This is a genomic window from Flavobacterium sp., from assembly GCF_049240005.1.
In the GTDB taxonomy this organism is placed as follows: Bacteria; Bacteroidota; Bacteroidia; order Flavobacteriales; family Flavobacteriaceae; genus Flavobacterium.
This window is the reverse complement of record NZ_JBMLTK010000126.1, coordinates 26,289-42,812: the sequence shown is the minus strand read 5'-3', so window position 1 is coordinate 42,812 and position 16,524 is coordinate 26,289. Positions and strand designations below refer to the sequence as shown.

Annotated in this window: 17 protein-coding genes and 1 pseudogene; 10 read left to right on the top strand and 8 right to left on the bottom strand. The window is 41.3% G+C overall.

Translation table 11 applies throughout. The features are described from left to right. Positions 1–443: 443 nt before the first annotated feature. The 4 genes and pseudogenes from ACOVQQ_RS12725 (at position 444) to ACOVQQ_RS12710 (ending at position 3,773) form a co-directional block, all read left to right on the top strand. Positions 444–1,562 carry an NAD(P)/FAD-dependent oxidoreductase gene (locus ACOVQQ_RS12725; RefSeq protein WP_421818524.1) on the top strand — a complete coding sequence of 373 codons (1,119 nt, stop codon included), beginning with the start codon at positions 444–446 and terminating at the stop codon, positions 1,560–1,562. After that, the gene (mtgA, locus tag ACOVQQ_RS12720; RefSeq protein WP_421818523.1) at positions 1,559–2,290 is read left to right on the top strand and encodes a monofunctional biosynthetic peptidoglycan transglycosylase; all 732 of its coding nucleotides are present in this window, start codon (positions 1,559–1,561) and stop codon (positions 2,288–2,290) included. The genes ACOVQQ_RS12725 and mtgA overlap by 4 nt, the downstream gene beginning before the upstream one ends. Beyond that, positions 2,268–3,107, top strand: coding sequence for a lipid A-modifier LpxR family protein (locus tag ACOVQQ_RS12715; RefSeq protein WP_421818522.1), 840 nt, complete (start codon positions 2,268–2,270; stop codon positions 3,105–3,107). The genes mtgA and ACOVQQ_RS12715 overlap by 23 nt, the downstream gene beginning before the upstream one ends. 105 nt (positions 3,108–3,212) lie before the next feature. Further along, a pseudogene (locus ACOVQQ_RS12710) lies at positions 3,213–3,773 on the top strand (DNA-3-methyladenine glycosylase I). Between the two features lie 3 nt (positions 3,774–3,776). Here ACOVQQ_RS12710 and ACOVQQ_RS12705 read toward each other — a convergent pair. Both ACOVQQ_RS12705 and ACOVQQ_RS12700 read right to left on the bottom strand, forming a co-directional pair. Continuing rightward, a complete protein-coding gene (locus ACOVQQ_RS12705; protein ID WP_421818521.1) occupies positions 3,777–4,676 on the bottom strand; it encodes a DMT family transporter in 900 nt (299 codons plus the stop codon). Further along, positions 4,676–5,023, bottom strand: coding sequence for an arsenate reductase family protein (locus ACOVQQ_RS12700; protein WP_421818520.1), 348 nt, complete (start codon positions 5,021–5,023; stop codon positions 4,676–4,678). The genes ACOVQQ_RS12705 and ACOVQQ_RS12700 overlap by 1 nt, the downstream gene beginning before the upstream one ends. A gap of 197 nt (positions 5,024–5,220) precedes the next feature. Here ACOVQQ_RS12700 and ACOVQQ_RS12695 point away from each other — a divergent pair, with 197 nt between their 5' ends. Next, the gene (locus ACOVQQ_RS12695) at positions 5,221–5,676 is read left to right on the top strand and encodes a DinB family protein (RefSeq protein WP_421818519.1); all 456 of its coding nucleotides are present in this window, start codon (positions 5,221–5,223) and stop codon (positions 5,674–5,676) included. On the opposite strand, the gene ACOVQQ_RS12690 is transcribed toward ACOVQQ_RS12695, so the two are convergent. Next, positions 5,657–6,400 (bottom strand): DUF3298 domain-containing protein, encoded by a 744-nt coding sequence (locus ACOVQQ_RS12690; RefSeq protein ID WP_421818518.1) that lies wholly within the window; start codon positions 6,398–6,400, stop codon positions 5,657–5,659. The two genes, ACOVQQ_RS12695 and ACOVQQ_RS12690, sit on opposite strands and share 20 nt — an antisense overlap. Positions 6,401–6,480: 80 nt before the next feature. Between ACOVQQ_RS12690 and ACOVQQ_RS12685 the strand changes: the two genes are divergently transcribed. Further along, the gene (locus tag ACOVQQ_RS12685) at positions 6,481–7,623 is read left to right on the top strand and encodes a cystathionine gamma-synthase (protein WP_421818517.1); all 1,143 of its coding nucleotides are present in this window, start codon (positions 6,481–6,483) and stop codon (positions 7,621–7,623) included. Positions 7,624–7,826: 203 nt separating this feature from the next. Here the strand turns inward: ACOVQQ_RS12685 and ACOVQQ_RS12680 are convergent, their stop codons facing one another. Next, complete coding sequence (locus ACOVQQ_RS12680) at positions 7,827–8,630, bottom strand: THC0290_0291 family protein (RefSeq protein WP_421818516.1); 804 nt, start codon at positions 8,628–8,630, stop codon at positions 7,827–7,829. A 240-nt stretch (positions 8,631–8,870) separates the two neighbouring features. Between ACOVQQ_RS12680 and gdhA the strand changes: the two genes are divergently transcribed. Beyond that, on the top strand, positions 8,871–10,214 hold the full coding sequence (gdhA, locus tag ACOVQQ_RS12675; protein ID WP_094485843.1) for an NADP-specific glutamate dehydrogenase: 1,344 nt from the start codon (positions 8,871–8,873) through the stop codon (positions 10,212–10,214). Between the two features lie 378 nt (positions 10,215–10,592). Continuing rightward, positions 10,593–11,555, top strand: a complete 963-nt coding sequence (locus tag ACOVQQ_RS12670) for a hypothetical protein (protein ID WP_421818515.1) — start codon at positions 10,593–10,595, stop codon at positions 11,553–11,555. On the opposite strand, the gene ACOVQQ_RS12665 is transcribed toward ACOVQQ_RS12670, so the two are convergent. After that, positions 11,491–12,354, bottom strand: coding sequence for a DMT family transporter (locus ACOVQQ_RS12665; RefSeq protein WP_421818514.1), 864 nt, complete (start codon positions 12,352–12,354; stop codon positions 11,491–11,493). The genes ACOVQQ_RS12670 and ACOVQQ_RS12665 overlap by 65 nt on opposite strands. 97 nt (positions 12,355–12,451) lie before the next feature. Here ACOVQQ_RS12665 and ACOVQQ_RS12660 point away from each other — a divergent pair, with 97 nt between their 5' ends. Then, positions 12,452–13,006: a heavy-metal-associated domain-containing protein gene (locus ACOVQQ_RS12660; protein ID WP_421818513.1), complete on the top strand. Its 555-nt coding sequence runs from the start codon at positions 12,452–12,454 to the stop codon at positions 13,004–13,006. A gap of 733 nt (positions 13,007–13,739) precedes the next feature. Here the strand turns inward: ACOVQQ_RS12660 and gldD are convergent. From gldD to mutY, 3 genes are all read right to left on the bottom strand, one after another. Then, entirely contained in the window at positions 13,740–14,375 is a 636-nt protein-coding gene (gldD, locus tag ACOVQQ_RS12655; protein ID WP_421818512.1) for a gliding motility lipoprotein GldD, read from the bottom strand. A 9-nt stretch (positions 14,376–14,384) separates the two neighbouring features. Then, positions 14,385–14,789 carry a single-stranded DNA-binding protein gene (locus tag ACOVQQ_RS12650; RefSeq protein ID WP_094485848.1) on the bottom strand — a complete coding sequence of 135 codons (405 nt, stop codon included), beginning with the start codon at positions 14,787–14,789 and terminating at the stop codon, positions 14,385–14,387. 247 nt (positions 14,790–15,036) lie between these two features. After that, complete coding sequence (gene mutY, locus ACOVQQ_RS12645) at positions 15,037–16,083, bottom strand: A/G-specific adenine glycosylase (RefSeq protein WP_421818511.1); 1,047 nt, start codon at positions 16,081–16,083, stop codon at positions 15,037–15,039. A gap of 129 nt (positions 16,084–16,212) precedes the next feature. Here mutY and ACOVQQ_RS12640 point away from each other — a divergent pair, with 129 nt between their 5' ends. After that, positions 16,213–16,503 carry an HU family DNA-binding protein gene (locus ACOVQQ_RS12640; RefSeq protein WP_026703531.1) on the top strand — a complete coding sequence of 97 codons (291 nt, stop codon included), beginning with the start codon at positions 16,213–16,215 and terminating at the stop codon, positions 16,501–16,503. Positions 16,504–16,524: the final 21 nt, after the last annotated feature.

The following is a 16,524-nucleotide window of genomic DNA, read 5'->3' as shown; positions in this document are numbered from 1 at the left end:
TGAGTGAGTTGAAAGCGGAAATTTTTTTAGAAATTAGAAGTTAGAAGTTAGAAGTTAGAAGTTAGAAGTTAGAAGTTAGACTGCACGACGTTCACCATTTTACGTATCGTTTTGCCCAGCCTAACCCCAAATTCGTTGGTGCCTAAGCCTGTCGAAGGCGCATCTTTCACTTTTTTCCCTTCTTTAGCTTCTTTTCATTTTTTCCATTTTATCCATTTTTCACTTGCGTAGCTTTCCTGCGCGAACGGGTGGAGTGGCATCCTTTGGGCGCTGCGGGATTTCCACTACAGTTCTGGCCCAAAGATATAGCGGAACACGTGACGGCTTGCACCTCTTTTGCGCAGCGACGACTCGTTTGCCGGCGCGCCCAAAAAACCAAAAACAAGACTGTGAATTTTACCTAAAAGCGTCGTTGAAAACAAAAGAAGCTTAATTTCGCAACTATGAAATCGACTTTTAGCTACTGGGAAAAGGAGACGTTTTTGAAGCGCTACGACTATGTAATAGTGGGTTCTGGGATCGTTGGTTTATTTGCCGCGCTGAAGCTCCGAGATGCGCATTCGAACGCATCAATTGCGATACTTGAAAAAGGCATTTTACCCGAAGGCGCAAGCACAAAAAATGCTGGATTTGCCTGCTTTGGTAGCAGTAGCGAATTGCTCGACGACTTAAACACCTCGAACGAAGAAGCTGTTATTGAACTTGTTAGCAAACGAAAAGAAGGCTTAAACCTACTTCGCAAAACCTTGGGCGACAGCGCAATAAACTACGAGCCGTTTGGTGGTTATGAAGTATTTCTTGAAAAGGACGAATCTCTTTTTAACACCTGTTTGCTACGTCTCGACTATCTGAACGAACTGTTACACCCCGTTTTTAAAGGATCGGTATTCTCAAAAGTTATCGATCGATTTAACTTTTCGAACACTAAAGAATACCTGATCTACAACCAGTTCGAAGGACAATTAAACACGGGTAAAATGATGCAGGCGCTCTTGCAAAAAGTGCAGGCAGCAGGCGTAGTTATTTTTACAAAACAAAACGTAACAAATTATCACGAAAGCGGTTCTCACGTTAGTATTTATACGGACGATTTCGAACTAGAATGCGACAAATTGTTATTCGCCACAAACGCATTTGCATCGCAGTTACTTCCCGTTGCCGTGACACCCGGACGCGCACAAGTTTTGGTAACTAAACCAATACCCAATCTCGACATTAAAGGTTCTTTTCACCTCGATCGCGGCTACTTTTACTTCCGGAACATCGAAAACCGCATTTTATTTGGCGGCGGTAGAAACCTAGATTTCGAGGGCGAAACAACAACCGATTTCGGCACTACAAACCAAATTCAAAACCAATTAAAAACCTATTTAGAATCGGTAATTTTACCCAACACCCGCTTTGAAATCGACTATTCTTGGAGCGGAATCATGGGCTTAGGCGCAGAAAAGCGTCCGATTGTTCAACAACTAACTGAACGCACCTATTGCGGTGTGCGCCTAGGCGGCATGGGCGTAGCAATTGGCAGCTTAGTAGGAACCGAACTTGCAGCTTTAGTATGAAAAAACAAAACAAAACCACAGCAACGAAATCTACCCAAAAATTACCTTGGCACAAAAAGTTACTTCGGATTTTATGGAAGTCGGCTTTATACTTTTTTGCCATCTCCATCGGATTGGTCATTTTGTTCAAATGGGTTCCAGTGCCATTTACACCACTAATGATTACCCGAGCTTTTGAACAAAATAGCGCAGGAAAAGACATGGTTTGCATGCACGATTGGGTTCCGATTGAAGAGATATCGCCGAACATGCAACGCGCGGTTATTGCAGCAGAAGACGGCACTTTTAAAACCCATCATGGTTTCGATTTTAGAGCTATGCGAATGGCGTACGAACACAACAAAAAAGGAAAGAAAATTAAAGGCGGTAGTACGATAAGTCAGCAGACTGCGAAAAATGTCTTTCTCTGGCAAGGACGAAGTTATTTGCGAAAAGGCTTAGAAGCTTATTTTACTTTTTTGATCGAACTTATTTGGGGTAAGGAACGCATCATGGAAGTTTATTTAAACAGCATTGAAATGGGCGATGGCGTTTACGGCGTTCAAGCCGCGTCGAAGTACTGGTACCGCAAAGATGCTTCCAAACTTACTAAACGCGAAGCAGCGGGTATTGCAGCGATACTTCCAAACCCGAGAAAATACACTGCTACCAACTCATCTTCTTACATTGAACGTCGAAAAAGTAGAATCGTAAAACACATGCGATATGTCGGAAATCTCGATTACTAAATCGCTTCTTACACTTTGTTTGACATTTATTTTTGGCGGTGTTTTTGGGCAAGAATCGCGTAACGAAATTGGTTTTGTAACAGAAAACGATTTGTACACGAGTTCGGTATACGATCGATACTACACAAACGGCTTAGAGATTTATTTTATTAAACCCATTTCAGCCCGAAAAGCTGAGAAAAGACTGTTGGGTTTTCGCGCCGGACAATATTTGTATAATCCACAAACGCGAGATGCCGATAATTTATTGGTTAACGATCGTCCGTTTTGTGGCTTACTGTTTGGCGAAGCAAGTATATCGAGGTACTACAAATCGGAAAACTACTTCAGGACCGAGGTTCAATTAGGTTATATAGGTCCGAATTCGTTTGGAGAAGAAATGCAAGAAACATTTCATAACCTTTCTAATTTTAAAACCGTTCGCGGATGGCAAAATCAAATACATAATGCGTTCCTTGCGCAATTCAACGCCACGCATTACCTCGCTTTACCCTGGGTTAGCAATTCGAAATTTTCTTTTGGTTGGCAAAACAAAATTCAGCTGGGAACAATACTGACGGGTGTTACATCGGGTTTTAATGCACGCATCGCCATTCATAAATTGCTTCCGATTTACGAAAGTAATTTATACCAAGCCTCGGCGGGAAAGCAAACGCAGCCAAAACCACGTGAACTCTACTTCTTTCTGAATCCAAACTTCAATTATCAATTCTACGACGCCACGATTCAGGGAAGCTTATTTAGCGATTCGAGTCCGGTAACGTTCGATTTAATTCCGATTCGCTTTGTTTTTGAAGCGGGATTTAAATACCGATAACCGTTTCAACGCACATTATACGTTTAATTACCGCAGTCGGGAAGTCGACAATAACGTAAATATGGCTTATTTTTACGGTTCCATCAAATTGGGATATTTGTTTTAATGGAAGCTGAAAAAGAACGTTGTGATTGGTGTTTAAAGACACCGCTGTATCGCGAATACCACGACTTAGAATGGGGAAAACCCGTTCGCGACGATGCGAAAATGTTTGAATTTCTAATTCTGGAGACCTTTCAAGCCGGTTTAAGTTGGCTTACAATCTTGAATAAACGCGAGCATTTTAGAGCTGCTTTTGATCAATTCGATGTGCAAAAAGTAGCCGCATAGGAGCACGACAAGATTATGGAACTGCTCGAAAACCCGGGCATTATTCGCAACAAGCTAAAAATTTACGCAGCGATTACCAACGCACAGGCTTACATCCGAGTTCAACAAGAGTTTGGTACGTTTTGCAACTACATTTGGGGTTTTGTGAATCATAAACCTATTGAAAACGAATTTACTTCTTTGAAACAAATTCCGGCAAAAACAGCACTTTCAGATGCCATATCTAAAGATTTAAAAAAGCGTGGATTTAAATTTGTTGGATCAACAACCATTTACGCACATATGCAAGCTACTGGCATGGTAAACGACCATTTGCTGCAATGCGACTTTAGGTAAGTTTTACTTCTTCTTTTTTACGGAAAGCGCTACACCTATAAAAATCAAAGCGCCTGCCAAAAGCTTGTCGGTTGTTAACGCGTCTTTTCCCAAACCAATAGCGAAAACTGCTGCAAATACGGGCTGTAAATAAATGAAAACAGCAACAATAGTTGGTGATAATTTTCGCATGGTAACCAGATTTAATAAGTAGGTAAGATAGGTCGAACCTGCGATAATAAACACAATTTTCCACCAAATTGAAAAATCAAAAGCTGAAAATGGAACTTGCTGAAATTCGTTAAAGCCAAAAGGCAAAACCATCAGGAAACCAATTGTATAAATCCATCCAACAAAAGTGAATGCATTGTATTTATCCATTAACTTTTTCACGATAATCAGATAAAAACCGTACGAAAGCGCATTGATAAAAACCAGTAAATTTCCCAAATTTTCGTTACTTCCAACGACAACTGCTTTTTTTCCAACAATCAGTAAAATAGTTCCTGCCAAACCTAAGATAATGCCAACCGATTTCACCAAATTTATGCGTTCTTTCAGCAATATGGCCGAAAGTATCATAACAATTAAAGGTGTAGAAACCATCAGTACTGCGGCACTAATTGGCGAGGTGTAACTCAATCCTTTAAAAAAAGTAAGCATGTTAAGCGCTACGCCAAAAAACGCAGCAGCAATAACAACGGGAATGTCTGCTTTACTCAGGTTTTCTTTAGGAATTTTACCAAAAAAGCGCAACAAGAAGAATGTAATCCAAAACAACAAACAAGCACCTGCGACTCGAATAAGTATAAAACCAAACGGCTGAATATGCGCAGGCATAACATCTTTTGCAATTGTGAATGTAACTCCGTAGATAATCGACACCAATGTGGCGCCCGCTAAAGCCGCAACCCTACTCTGCATCAGGTCAGTTTATTTACCATTGCTGCAACCGTTGAGCTGCTGTTTCCGATATAAATGTGCGAATCGATTACCAAAATCGGACGCGCTAAATAACTGTAATGAGTTACTAATAGCTGCTCGCTTTGTGCTTCACTAAGATCTTTCGAACTTATCCCTGAAATCTTGAATTGTTGCGATCGTTTGTTAATAAGCGCTGTAAAACTACCCGCAAGCGCAGCCAATTGCCGAACCTCTTCCAGACTTAGCGGATTTACCTTTACATCTCTGAAATTCAAATCTTTATGCTTGGGCAACAACTGCATGATGCGTTTACAAGTGCTGCAAGTCGACAGATACAAAAACTCCATTTCTTTTTTGGGTAAAATTACGGATAAGAAACCGGATGCTGGATCAAAACATGCCGAATTTCGCGGTAATAAAAGGCTACAGAATTACAATTTTGAAATTCGAAAATCGGAAATTGACTAGAAATGCGATTTAAAACCAGTCAATTTGAACCAAAATATATACTTTTAACAATTATCAACTACCTGATTTAAGACTTATGACCGATTTAGAACTCACGCTAGGAAACCGCAAAGTTTTGTATTCGTACTTGGTAAACTACAATGCGGAAGAACTCAACACTATTCCGCCGGGGCAGTCAAACAACTTGATATGGAACATCGGTCATACCCTTGTTATTCAACAATTATTGATCTACCAATTGTCTGGAAATAAATTACTTATTCCCTCAGAAATGGTTGGTTTATACAACAGAGGTACTATTCCGACGGGCACAACTAGTGAAGCAGAAATCGAAACGATTAAATCGCTTGTGTGTAGCACCATCGAACAAACAAGCGCCGATTTACACGCGGGGAAATTCAGCAATTACATGCCGTATCAAACCCTTTTGGGAATTCCGCTCGAAAAAGTAGAAGACGCGATTAAATTCAACAACTTCCACGAAGCTTTGCATTTGGCTTTCTGCTTGAAAATCAAAAAGGGATTGCGATAAACGGTTTGGCTTCTTCGTAGGAAATCAGAACTTCCTGCGGACCTTGCGCATACGAAGCAATTTCGTAAACGTTGTAATACAATAACAATCCGTCCTTTGTGAAGAAATACGTTTGCGGTAGCTGAAATCTTTCAGTTTCAAACATAAATCCGGCTTCATTTAAAGGAGTTGTATTTGCAATTTTATATTTCTTACGAAAAGCGATTTCCGCAATTTTTAGAAATTCCGACGGATTAGTAATCAGGTCCTTTTCCGAAATACTTTTACCGCTTGCCGGATCAAACAGCAACGAGCTCTTTCCCGAGTAGCCGTGTGCACCGCCGGTAAAGGTATAATGGTCGATTTCCAAATTTAGCAACACATCCGATTCGTAGCAAAAACGTCCGGTTACTTTCGCTTCCCAAGCCATCTTATCGTCAGGAAATTCGGCCGATACCTTTTCGTACGTACTTATAAAATCATTGGCTAGTTCTTGGTAATTCTTTGAGGTAAAAGGTGTTTCGCCGTAGTTTATAATATCTTTCATAACCGATAGGATTTTACGGTTTATCGAATCGGCAACTAAAGGCTTATTCGAAGCAACAGGCAACGAAATTTCAACGCGAGCCCCCTTGTTAGCATCTGCTCCTTTCGAAGCGGCCGAAAACTGCTTTTGCTCAAGTTTAAGTTCATTGTCGCAAGAAATACTAAGCACCGCCACCAGCAGTAAAATCAATCGATTCATAACACAGAAATTAAAATCTAAAGTTAAGAGATTTAAATCCGCGAAATAAAAAAATTACCTTTGCGTTGCAATAAAATGTTATGAAATTTAATACCAAAGTAATCCACGGAAATCAGCATCACGACCCAGCAACAGGCGCGGTCATGACACCTGTATATCAAACCTCAACTTTTGTTCAAACTTCGCCCGGCAAGCCCGTAAACGAATTCGAATACAGCCGAGCTTCAAATCCAACGCGCTCAGCACTCGAGAATGCCTTAGCCAGCATCGAAAACGGCGTGCGCGGTCTGGCTTTTTCATCGGGCTTAGCAGCAACCGATTGTATTTTGCGCGGTTTAAAAGCCGGCGATGAAGTGATTGCATCCGACGATTTGTACGGCGGAACGTTCCGACTCTTCTCGCGCATTTACAAAGATTCAGGCATTGTTTTTCACTTCCTCGATTTAAACGAAATTGCTGCCGTTCAGCAGTTAATCAACGATAATACTAAGTTGATTTGGCTCGAAACGCCTACAAATCCGTTGATGAAAATCACCGATATCAAAGCCGTTGCCAAATTAGCCAATGCACGGAAAATCCTATTTGCAGTAGACAATACTTTTGCCACGCCTTATCTTCAAAAACCACTCGATTTAGGCGCAGACATCGTGATGCATTCCGCAACAAAATACTTGGGCGGCCACTCCGATGTTATTGCCGGCGCACTCGTGGTTAAAGATGCTGCTTTAGGAGAACAGCTTCACTTTCAGCAATTTGCAACGGGCGCAACCTTAGGGCCAATGGATTCGTATTTGGTTCTTCGCGGAATCAAAACTTTGCATTTACGTGTGCAGAGACACAGCGAAAACGGACGAAAAGTTGCCGACTACCTGACGCAACATCCAGCTGTAGCAAATGTATATTATCCAGGTTTGAAAACACATCCCAATCACGAAATTGCCGCAAAGCAAATGAGCGATTTCGGAGGCATGGTTTCGTTCACGTTTAAATCGGCACAAAAAGCCGATGCGATTAGCTTTCTTGAAAAACTGAAGGTTTTTACGTTAGCCGAAAGCTTGGGCGGCGTTGAATCTTTGGCAAATCATCCCGCTTTAATGACGCACGCATCGATTCCCGAAGACAAACGCAAAGCCATTGGCATCACCGACGATTTGGTGCGACTAAGCGTAGGCGTTGAAGATTTAGACGATTTACTCGCCGATTTAGAACAAGCTTTTCAGTAAGATTTGAGACATTTTTAGGGCGGCAAACGCGCTTTCGCTCATAGTCCTCGCCCATCCAAACACAAAAAATCCCAACCAAACGGGCTTCTTACAGTCGCCGTTTCGTTGGGTTTTTTGTTATTTGTTTGCGCTGCGGGCTAATCCGCTCTATCGCTGCCGCAAAACCGTTGCCGAAATGAGTGTTTTTTATTTGGTGAGTCGATTTACTCGATGTAATAAATGTATCCTACATTAAACCACACCAACCAATCGTTTGCTTTATTTTCTTTGTAAAGGTCTGGGTTCGGATTTAAACCATCAACCCAATTACTGAAATAATATTGAAAACGTAAATCCACCAATAAATCGGATAAGGGCGCTAATTTGTACCGCGTTCCGATACTACTGACAATCGACCAAGTACTCTCTGGATCGTTTGAAAATCCGAACGGCTTTCCGTCTGATGGAGTTAAATATTTAGGGAAAGTAGTTTGTGGCAAACCTAAAGGTCCAAGTTCTGATTTAGCCGACGGATTGAAATAGTTGTAATGCGCTCCTAAACTCACAAACGGACCAAAACTACCTACAGTAGCTGTAAAATCACGAATACTTAAAGGGTAATACTCCAATTGCATCCCTGCCGATAATGTAGAAGCCGAACCATATTGAGCGCGCAACTGTTGCACACCAAGCGAACCATTGTCGCGATCTACCCATCGTCCGAAGTGCTCTAACTTTGTATAGCTATACGAAAGCTCGGTACGTAATTTAAAATGGTCATTCCAGAAGGTTTCAGGCGTATAACAGCTACACCCTGCCGAATACGAAAAGTTTAAGTAATGTACGATACCTATTCCAAAGCCTGTATTTCCAACATTGGTGTCGAAATTATAACGCTCGCCGTAATCCGACTGCATAGCTACCGGACCCATAATTAATCCTACCTCGGAAGATAAATCAAACTGAGCGACTGTAAGGCCGGGAAAACCTATCGCAAAAAGCAGCGCCAAAAGCGTTTTCTTAAGCATTGGGACGATAATTCTTTCTAATTGTGACAAATATATAAAACAAGCTTCGACTTAGCCAATAAATATGTTAGCATAACTTCAATAAATACGTAAGATTAACACGAACGGATTTGAAAAAGAAGTGCTTCTGCAAAAAGCTTGTGCGCCTTAACGAAAAAATATGATTGTCGTTTTCATTAAAATGTATATTTGTGCCTGCAAACGAAAACGTTTTCTTAAAAGCGAAAAAACTAATTTTTTATGTCAAAAAGCATCGAATCATTTGTTGAATCTGTTGCGAAACGGAATCCAAATGAGCCTGAGTTTTTACAGGCAGTTCACGAAGTTGCGGAAACAGTAATTCCGTTTATTGAACAAAACGAAAAATATCAAAACAAAATGCTGTTAGAGCGTATGGTCGAAGCCGAGCGAATCATCCAATTTCGCGTGGTTTGGCAAGACGATCAAGGCAATACTCAAGTAAATCGCGGCTATCGCATTCAAATGAATTCGGCAATCGGCCCGTACAAAGGAGGAATTCGTTTCCATCCATCGGTAAACTTATCCATCCTTAAATTTTTAGCTTTCGAACAAACGTTCAAAAACAGCCTTACTACCCTGCCTATGGGCGGCGGAAAAGGTGGTGCCGATTTCGATCCGAAAGGTAAATCAGACAACGAAATCATGCGTTTTTGCCAAGCGTTCATGACCGAACTCTCTAAACATATCGGTGCAGATACCGACGTGCCTGCTGGAGATATCGGTGTTGGCGGACGTGAAGTAGGTTACATGTTTGGCCAATACAAACGCCTACGCAACGAATTCACTGGTGTTTTAACGGGCAAAGGAATTTCTTTCGGCGGTTCGTTAATCCGTCCGGAAGCAACCGGTTACGGCGACGTATATTTTGCGCAAAGCATGTTGCAAACTAAAGGAGAGAGCTTTGCAGGAAAAACTGTAGTAGTTTCAGGCTCTGGAAACGTAGCTCAATACGCTTGTCAGAAGGCAACACAACTCGGCGGAAAAGTAGTTACTCTTTCTGATTCAGGAGGTTACATTTACGACGAAGCAGGTATCGATGCCGAAAAATTGGCTTACGTGATGGAAATCAAAAACGTAAACTACGGCCGTATCAGCGATTACTTAAAGAAATATCCAAACGCAACTTATGTGGCTGGTAAACGCCCGTGGGAAGTGAAATGCGATGTGGCACTACCTTGCGCCACACAAAATGAACTCAACGAAGCAGAGGCAAAAATGTTGGTAGAAAACGGCTGTATTTGCGTAGCCGAAGGTGCTAACATGCCATCAACACCAGAAGCCGTTGCTGTTTTCCAAAAAGCAAAAATTTTGTTTGCTCCTGGAAAAGCATCAAATGCGGGTGGTGTGGCAACTTCTGGATTAGAAATGTCGCAAAATTCACTTCGTTTAAGTTGGACTGCCGAAGAAGTAGACGAACGTCTAAAAAATATTATGCTAAACATTCACGCGGCCTGTGTAAAATATGGCTCAGACGGATCCGGTTATGTGGATTACGTAAAAGGTGCAAACATTGCCGGCTTTGTAAAAGTTGCCGATGCCATGCTCGCACAAGGCGTAGTGTAAGCAGATTATTAATTCAAGTTGAAAAAACCTCGATGCATACATCGAGGTTTTTTTATACCTTTAAAAAAGCTACTTATAAATACGCACACTACTTATTAATTTTACATTTCGAATGTTTGCTGTATGATCCCATTTTTGAAGACCTTGATACAAAATGTAAATCTCATCAGCGCAAAAATTTATCATTTTTTTGTTTGCTTTGTTTTCATTGCAAAGTACTCTTTTAATAAACTAAACTTTTGTTTTGTCTTGCAATGTATCGTTGCGATTCTCTTGATGTTATTTGTTTGCTACATCGCATATTTACTACAAAAGTTCCAGCGAAAAATTCATCATAAATACTTATTCTATTTTACTTTAATTCTTGCTGTGTTTGCTATGACTGCTTTAACTAATGCAGTAAATTGGAACACCCTCAACGTAGACCGTTGGTCGGCATTTGACGTCGCAATTAAGTCGGTTTTGAACCAGCAATATCCTTATGATAAAATTGACCATCTTGGCGGCCGAACATCAAATTTTCCGGGCCTGATTCTACTTGGAATACCCGTTTTTCTATTACACAATATTGGATTGTTCACCGCATTTAGTGTTGTAATTTTCGGGGCTTCAATACTGAAAACCAATTCTTCCGAAAAAGCACTTCTGATTCTTTTACTTCTTTTTGGTAGCATCTCATTTTGGTGGGAAAGCTACGTGGTGAGCGATCTTATGGCAAATTTTTTACTGGTGGCTAGCTTCTTATTATTAACTCCACCTGATCTCACCCGACTAAAATTTGCACCGCTTCTTGGAATCTCCGTCTTAGCAGCAATCTTGGCGTACACCAGAATACCCGCTGCCATGCTTATTGGCACGTATTTCGCACAACAAATCCTTGAGCTGAGAAACAAAACAGAACTGCCTTTTAAAACTCGCATCTATAATTTGCTGATCAGTTTAACCGTGCTAGTTGCAACAATTGCCGTGTTAACTTATTGGGTTTTTTCCTTGGCGCCAAACCGGCAAACAATCGAAACTTACCATCCGTTTTCGTTGCAAAGCTCGTACTTGCCACTGAGCGTAAACATCCTGTGTGGATTACTACCTTTTATACTGTTATTTCTCGTGAAGAAAGGAAAGCTACAACTTATCAAAATAGGCAGCATTTCACTTGCCGTTCCCGTATTTTTGAGCTTCTCCTATACCCTACGAGAATATGGTTGGAACGCTTGTATTTACGATAGTAAATTCGACATCTCGTACTTCAACATGGCACTGCCGTTTGTGATCGTACTCATTGCTTCTTCGCTGCCAAATACACCCCGCTCAGAACCACAGCCGCACCCAACAGCTGAATAAGCGTTAACGATTCGCCGTCGAATAAGCCCCAACAAAAGGCAACAACCGGAATTAAATACGTTACCGAAGTTGCAAATACAGGCGAGGAGATTTGTATCAGTTTAAAGAAAACAATATTGGCCAAACCGGTTCCAACGACACCTAAAATAGCTACGAAAAACAAGGCGTGAACAACACTTTCATCGCTAATGTTTGCGTGAATTCCGGTGCACGCCAAAACTATAGATGCCGGCACTAACATTACTGCAAAATTCCCTACGGTAATCGTAAACGGCGGAATATCGCTCAGAAATTTATTGATCAAATTTACATTGATCGCATAACATATCGATGCTATAACGATGAAGGCTGCAAATCGGTAGTCTTGTTCCGGATGGTTCGCGGCACCATTCAAGATCAAAATCAAACTACCCGACAAACCAATAACTACACCCAGCATTTGCCTGCGAACAAAAGTGGCCCCAAAACCAATAATACCAATGATAAAGGTATTCAGCGGCGTAAGCGAATTGAGCACAGCACTAACGGTACTACTAATGTAAACTTGTGCAGTAGCAAACAAAAATGCGGGAATAAAAGTTCCGAATAAAGAAGTGAGGGCAATGTACTTCCATTTAAACGACGGCACTTTAGCAACTTGATTGGCACCGATTAGCATTAAAAACAAGGCCGCAAAAACAATGCGTGAAGCACCCACTTGTATAGGCGACAAACCAGCTAAACCCTTCTTAATCAGAATAAAAGAACTACCCCAAACTAATGCTAATGCGACTAAAAGAACCCATTTTTGTTGTTTCATAACGGTTTTGCCGGGAATAAAGGCGCAAATTTGGCATTTTTACAACACAATAGTATGTATAGTTTATTATTTTTGTTTCATAATTAAATGATTAGCCATGAAAACTTGGAAGATTGCCATACTTATTTGTGCTATGGCTGCGAGCTTTACAGCTTGTAAAAAAGAAACAGAAACTACTGCAACTGCAACATCAAAAACACTAGCGGCGGGAGAAACGGCAACAGCCAGTTTCAAAATTGAAGGGATGAGTTGTGCAGTAATGTGTGCGTCGAAAATTGAAAAAGAATTACAACAAACGGAAGGTGTAAAAGCGGCAAAGGTTGATTTCGAAAAGAAAACAGCAACCGTAGAATACAACAGTACGCTTGTAACTCCGTCGGAACTCGCTAAGAAAGTCGAAGCAGTAGCTGATGGTAAAACCTACAAAGTAAGTGAGGTAAAATCGAGTACCGACAAGGCATCGCTTTACGAAGAAGAGCCAAAAAAAGCTAAGAAGTCGAAAAAATCTAAGAAAGCTGCAAAAGCTGAAGCCGCAAAAGCTGAAACTGCCGCTCCTGCATCATGTGCGGGCGAAGCTGCAAAATCGGATGCTAAGCCAGGTTGTTGCGCTGCTAAGAAAAAACACTGTAGCTCCGAAACCGGAACCTTATAACAGTAAGGCTCTAAAAAAATTACGAAGGTCGCAAGTTGTTGCGGCCTTTTTTATTTCCTTCAATTTGGAGATCTAACAGCAGCTTTTTTAGGGCACATCCCACCGCAAAAAGTAGTGGAAACTTGGTTGGCGGTGGGTCGGGCTTTTCACTGCAAACCTGAACTCGATTTAAAAATTAAAGTCAGAAAATATTTAAATGGTTGAATACTAGGCGCACTTTATTTGGGATACTGTAGTATCGCAAATAAATGCAACGAAGTAAGCGACCGTTTAAATATTTAGCGACCGCGATTTACAAAAATTTTGTGGTAGTATAAATCTCAATGTACTGTGAAATCGCGATCTGACAAAGATTTTTAATCGAGTTCAGGTTGTAAGCCGCACCAAACAAAAGCGTTTCAGCCAAATTGCGTTGCGGCTTCTGCTGGTCGCCGCGCCGCAACAGGCTTCAATCGCATTCGCTCGGCACGGCTTTTCGTTGCAATCTCTTGTGCAACAACGTAACCCTAAAGATGTACCTTCAAACGTTTTTTACGCACATTTTCGGTAACGATTTTCGCAGCCGCGGTTGCAGCGGAAAACCCGGAACAAAAAATGAAATGACAAAAAACCAACGAATTGGCGACCAACGGAAGCGCAATTGGTTGGTACTTTTTGGCTTTATTTTTTGCGTGTCCCGATAGCAATCGGGATGAAGCGAAAAACGCAAAATGCTGCCCCAAAAAAGCAAAAACTACAATTGCGTTTTCTTTTCGGCAGGCAGGGTTATTTTTGGTGATGTTGCCTCCACTCCGCGTTCCCAGCGAAGTGTTTCCAGCAGGCGTCGCATATCGTTTTTTACGTAAGCTGCAGCCGGAAGAAGCGAGTCGAAATTGGGTTTGGCGTAAAAATACACCGAGCCGTCTATGAAATGGCGCAAGCTGTCGGTTGCATAAAACTGTCCGTTTGTTGCCGCATTCCCGTTCACTTCATAAAACATCCCGTAAACCTTGTCGTTGTTATTAAGAAAAGGTTGTTCGGTAATATCGTCGGCTTTAATGACGTGTTTATAAGTTAGTTTTTGCGCATCGCGAAGCAACAGATCGATATTATTGGAAACCGATTTATAAGTTAAATAAATCGTTGCCTTCATTTTTGGGTAATTGATTTCGAGTCCGCAATCCGAAGTAACTTTAACCACAGCCTCCGAGTTGATGTCGAACGTATACGGACAGGGACCAACGTAAGGTTTGTACTTTGGAAAAGTATAATCGAGCCGCAATTGCGCTTCGGGCTTTGGCAGTACTTCGTCTTTACAGGAATACAAGCATGCCACGGTAACAAGCGCAAGCCAAAGTTTGTTGCGAAACGTACGAGAAAAGGCGTTCATAGCGGTAAATTAAGGCATATCGGCATCAGACATTCCGTAGTGTGCATCGCCCGATTTGTTGTGATCGTTATCTTTTTTGACACTTAAGAACGTAAATTCGGTTACTTGAATTTCGGTAGTGTACTTGGTAGAGCCGTCTTCGGCCTGCCACTGACGCGACTTTATCCGACCTTCTACGTAAATTTTGTCGCCTTTTGAAAGGTATTTTTCACAGATTTCGGCAGCTTTGTTTCGAACAACCAAATTGTGCCATTCTGTAGAGGTGAGTTTTTCTCCGGTGGTTTTATTAACGTACACTTCGTTGGTAGCCAGCGGAAAGCGTCCGATACAATTTCCACCATCGAAGTAGTGCATTTTTACGTCGTCTCCTAAATGACCGATTAGCATGACTTTATTGAGCGTTCCGTTATTCATTTTTGATGGCTTTTAAATCTGAAAATTTGGGTTTGTTTAAAATTATAGCTTCGAGCGTTCCCAACTTGATCATTGCAGACCTCAGTTACTTCAACGTATCCGCAAACGCTGTGCTCAACATATCAACGACTCATGACACAGTTGGATTATTTTCGAAATAAAATATCTCAAAAGAAATCTGCCTCATCATTGGCCATTTCAATGTAATCTGACCTCAATTTTAAATCAAACTCAGCTTCAAATGTAATCATTTTTCTGCTCGCGAAATTTCTGCGACTGTAAAATTGTGAAGGGCTATCGGCATCGGATAATCGACAACGCTATTAAGCGGAACGGCAACAGGTAGGTCGCCATCGATTTCGAGCTTCCAGAAACAAAGTTCGATGATTTGATGCGACAATTTATGGCTTGCTCGCACCGGAAAAGCATCGATGCGATTCACAACGGCAGCAGGCATGAGTTTGTTCACGGCAGCCACTGCAGCTTCGGCATCAATTTCGGCTTCAGTTTCAAGTAGCGGAAATTCGTAGAGCTTTTGCCAAATGTCGTTTTGCAAGCGTTGTTGCAGCGCGATTTCACCTTTAGCATTCGCGGTTACAAAATAATTAAAGTAGCGTTTTCGCGCCTTTTTGGCTTTTGATTTTACGGGCAGTTCGGTTACGCGCTGATTTTGATAAGCAAAACACGAACTCGAAAACGGGCAGTTATGGCAAGACGGATTTCTAGGCAGGCACTGCAACGCGCCGAATTCCATCAACGCTTGATTATACAGATCGGGTGTTTTTACGCTAAGTAACGATTGTGCTTTTTCGGCGAAAATCGACTTTGCTTCGAATTTAGCAATATCCACATCGATACCATAAATACGAGAAAGTACGCGGTACACATTACCATCGACCACAGCAACAGCTTCGCGGAAAGCAAAAGAGGCGATGGCGGCAGCGGTGTAAGGACCGATACCTTTTAATTTAATAAGCTCTTTGTAAGAAGTGGGAAACGCACCTTGATGATGTTCGACGACTTGCTTTGCGGTGGCGTGCATGTTCCGAGCGCGAGAATAGTAGCCCAAACCTTGCCACAATCTCAAAATTTTGTCTTCAGCTGCATTGGCCAGATCGGTAACGGTCGGAAAGGCATCGACAAAGGCAAAATAATAGGGTAAAGCTTGAGCCACGCGCGTTTGTTGCAGCATTATTTCCGACAACCAAATCAGGTACGGATTCGTGGTAGAACGCCAAGGTAAATCGCGTTTGTTGTCTAAATACCACGCTATGAGAATCTTAGAAAAGTTCATATTTGTTAAGGTGCTCCCAAAATTAATCGTTTATGTAGTTAAAATTTAATGTTTTAGCTTGATATATTGTTTTTTATTATCGTATATTTGCAACCTCAAAAAAATTAATTCTCAATTAAAAGAAAGAAAATGACGAAAGCAGATATCGTAGCTAAAATTTCTGAGAAACTTGGTCTTGAAAAAGGCGATGTTCAAGCTACTGTGGAAACGTTTATGGAAGAGGTGAAAACTTCATTAGAAACTGGTGATAATGTGTATTTGAGAGGCTTTGGAAGTTTCATCATCAAAACAAGAGCAGAGAAAACCGGAAGAAACATTTCTAAGAACACTACTATTAAAATTCCGGCACACAACATTCCTGCCTTCAAGCCTGCTAAAGTATTTGTTGAGGGTGTTAAAACCAACAATGAGGCTAAATAACCAATATTAATCACTAATACA

Excerpts from the sequence above, each read along its gene's own strand:
- ACOVQQ_RS12700 (WP_421818520.1), bottom strand. The coding sequence starts at position 5,023 with ATGGAGTTTTTGTATCTGTCGACTTGCAGCACTTGTAAACGCATCATG.
- mutY (WP_421818511.1), bottom strand. The coding sequence starts at position 16,083 with ATGAACTTTTCTAAGATTCTCATAGCGTGGTATTTAGACAACAAACGC.
- gdhA (WP_094485843.1), top strand. The coding sequence starts at position 8,871 with ATGTCAAAAAGCATCGAATCATTTGTTGAATCTGTTGCGAAACGGAAT.
- ACOVQQ_RS12705 (WP_421818521.1), bottom strand. The coding sequence starts at position 4,676 with ATGCAGAGTAGGGTTGCGGCTTTAGCGGGCGCCACATTGGTGTCGATT.
- ACOVQQ_RS12690 (WP_421818518.1), bottom strand. The coding sequence starts at position 6,400 with ATGAATCGATTGATTTTACTGCTGGTGGCGGTGCTTAGTATTTCTTGC.
- ACOVQQ_RS12695 (WP_421818519.1), top strand. The coding sequence starts at position 5,221 with ATGACCGATTTAGAACTCACGCTAGGAAACCGCAAAGTTTTGTATTCG.
- ACOVQQ_RS12725 (WP_421818524.1), top strand. The coding sequence starts at position 444 with ATGAAATCGACTTTTAGCTACTGGGAAAAGGAGACGTTTTTGAAGCGC.
- gldD (WP_421818512.1), bottom strand. The coding sequence starts at position 14,375 with ATGAACGCCTTTTCTCGTACGTTTCGCAACAAACTTTGGCTTGCGCTT.
- mtgA (WP_421818523.1), top strand. The coding sequence starts at position 1,559 with ATGAAAAAACAAAACAAAACCACAGCAACGAAATCTACCCAAAAATTA.
- ACOVQQ_RS12665 (WP_421818514.1), bottom strand. The coding sequence starts at position 12,354 with ATGAAACAACAAAAATGGGTTCTTTTAGTCGCATTAGCATTAGTTTGG.
- ACOVQQ_RS12715 (WP_421818522.1), top strand. The coding sequence starts at position 2,268 with ATGTCGGAAATCTCGATTACTAAATCGCTTCTTACACTTTGTTTGACA.
- ACOVQQ_RS12640 (WP_026703531.1), top strand. The coding sequence starts at position 16,213 with ATGACGAAAGCAGATATCGTAGCTAAAATTTCTGAGAAACTTGGTCTT.
- ACOVQQ_RS12670 (WP_421818515.1), top strand. The coding sequence starts at position 10,593 with ATGACTGCTTTAACTAATGCAGTAAATTGGAACACCCTCAACGTAGAC.
- ACOVQQ_RS12660 (WP_421818513.1), top strand. The coding sequence starts at position 12,452 with ATGAAAACTTGGAAGATTGCCATACTTATTTGTGCTATGGCTGCGAGC.
- ACOVQQ_RS12650 (WP_094485848.1), bottom strand. The coding sequence starts at position 14,789 with ATGAATAACGGAACGCTCAATAAAGTCATGCTAATCGGTCATTTAGGA.
- ACOVQQ_RS12685 (WP_421818517.1), top strand. The coding sequence starts at position 6,481 with ATGAAATTTAATACCAAAGTAATCCACGGAAATCAGCATCACGACCCA.
- ACOVQQ_RS12680 (WP_421818516.1), bottom strand. The coding sequence starts at position 8,630 with ATGCTTAAGAAAACGCTTTTGGCGCTGCTTTTTGCGATAGGTTTTCCC.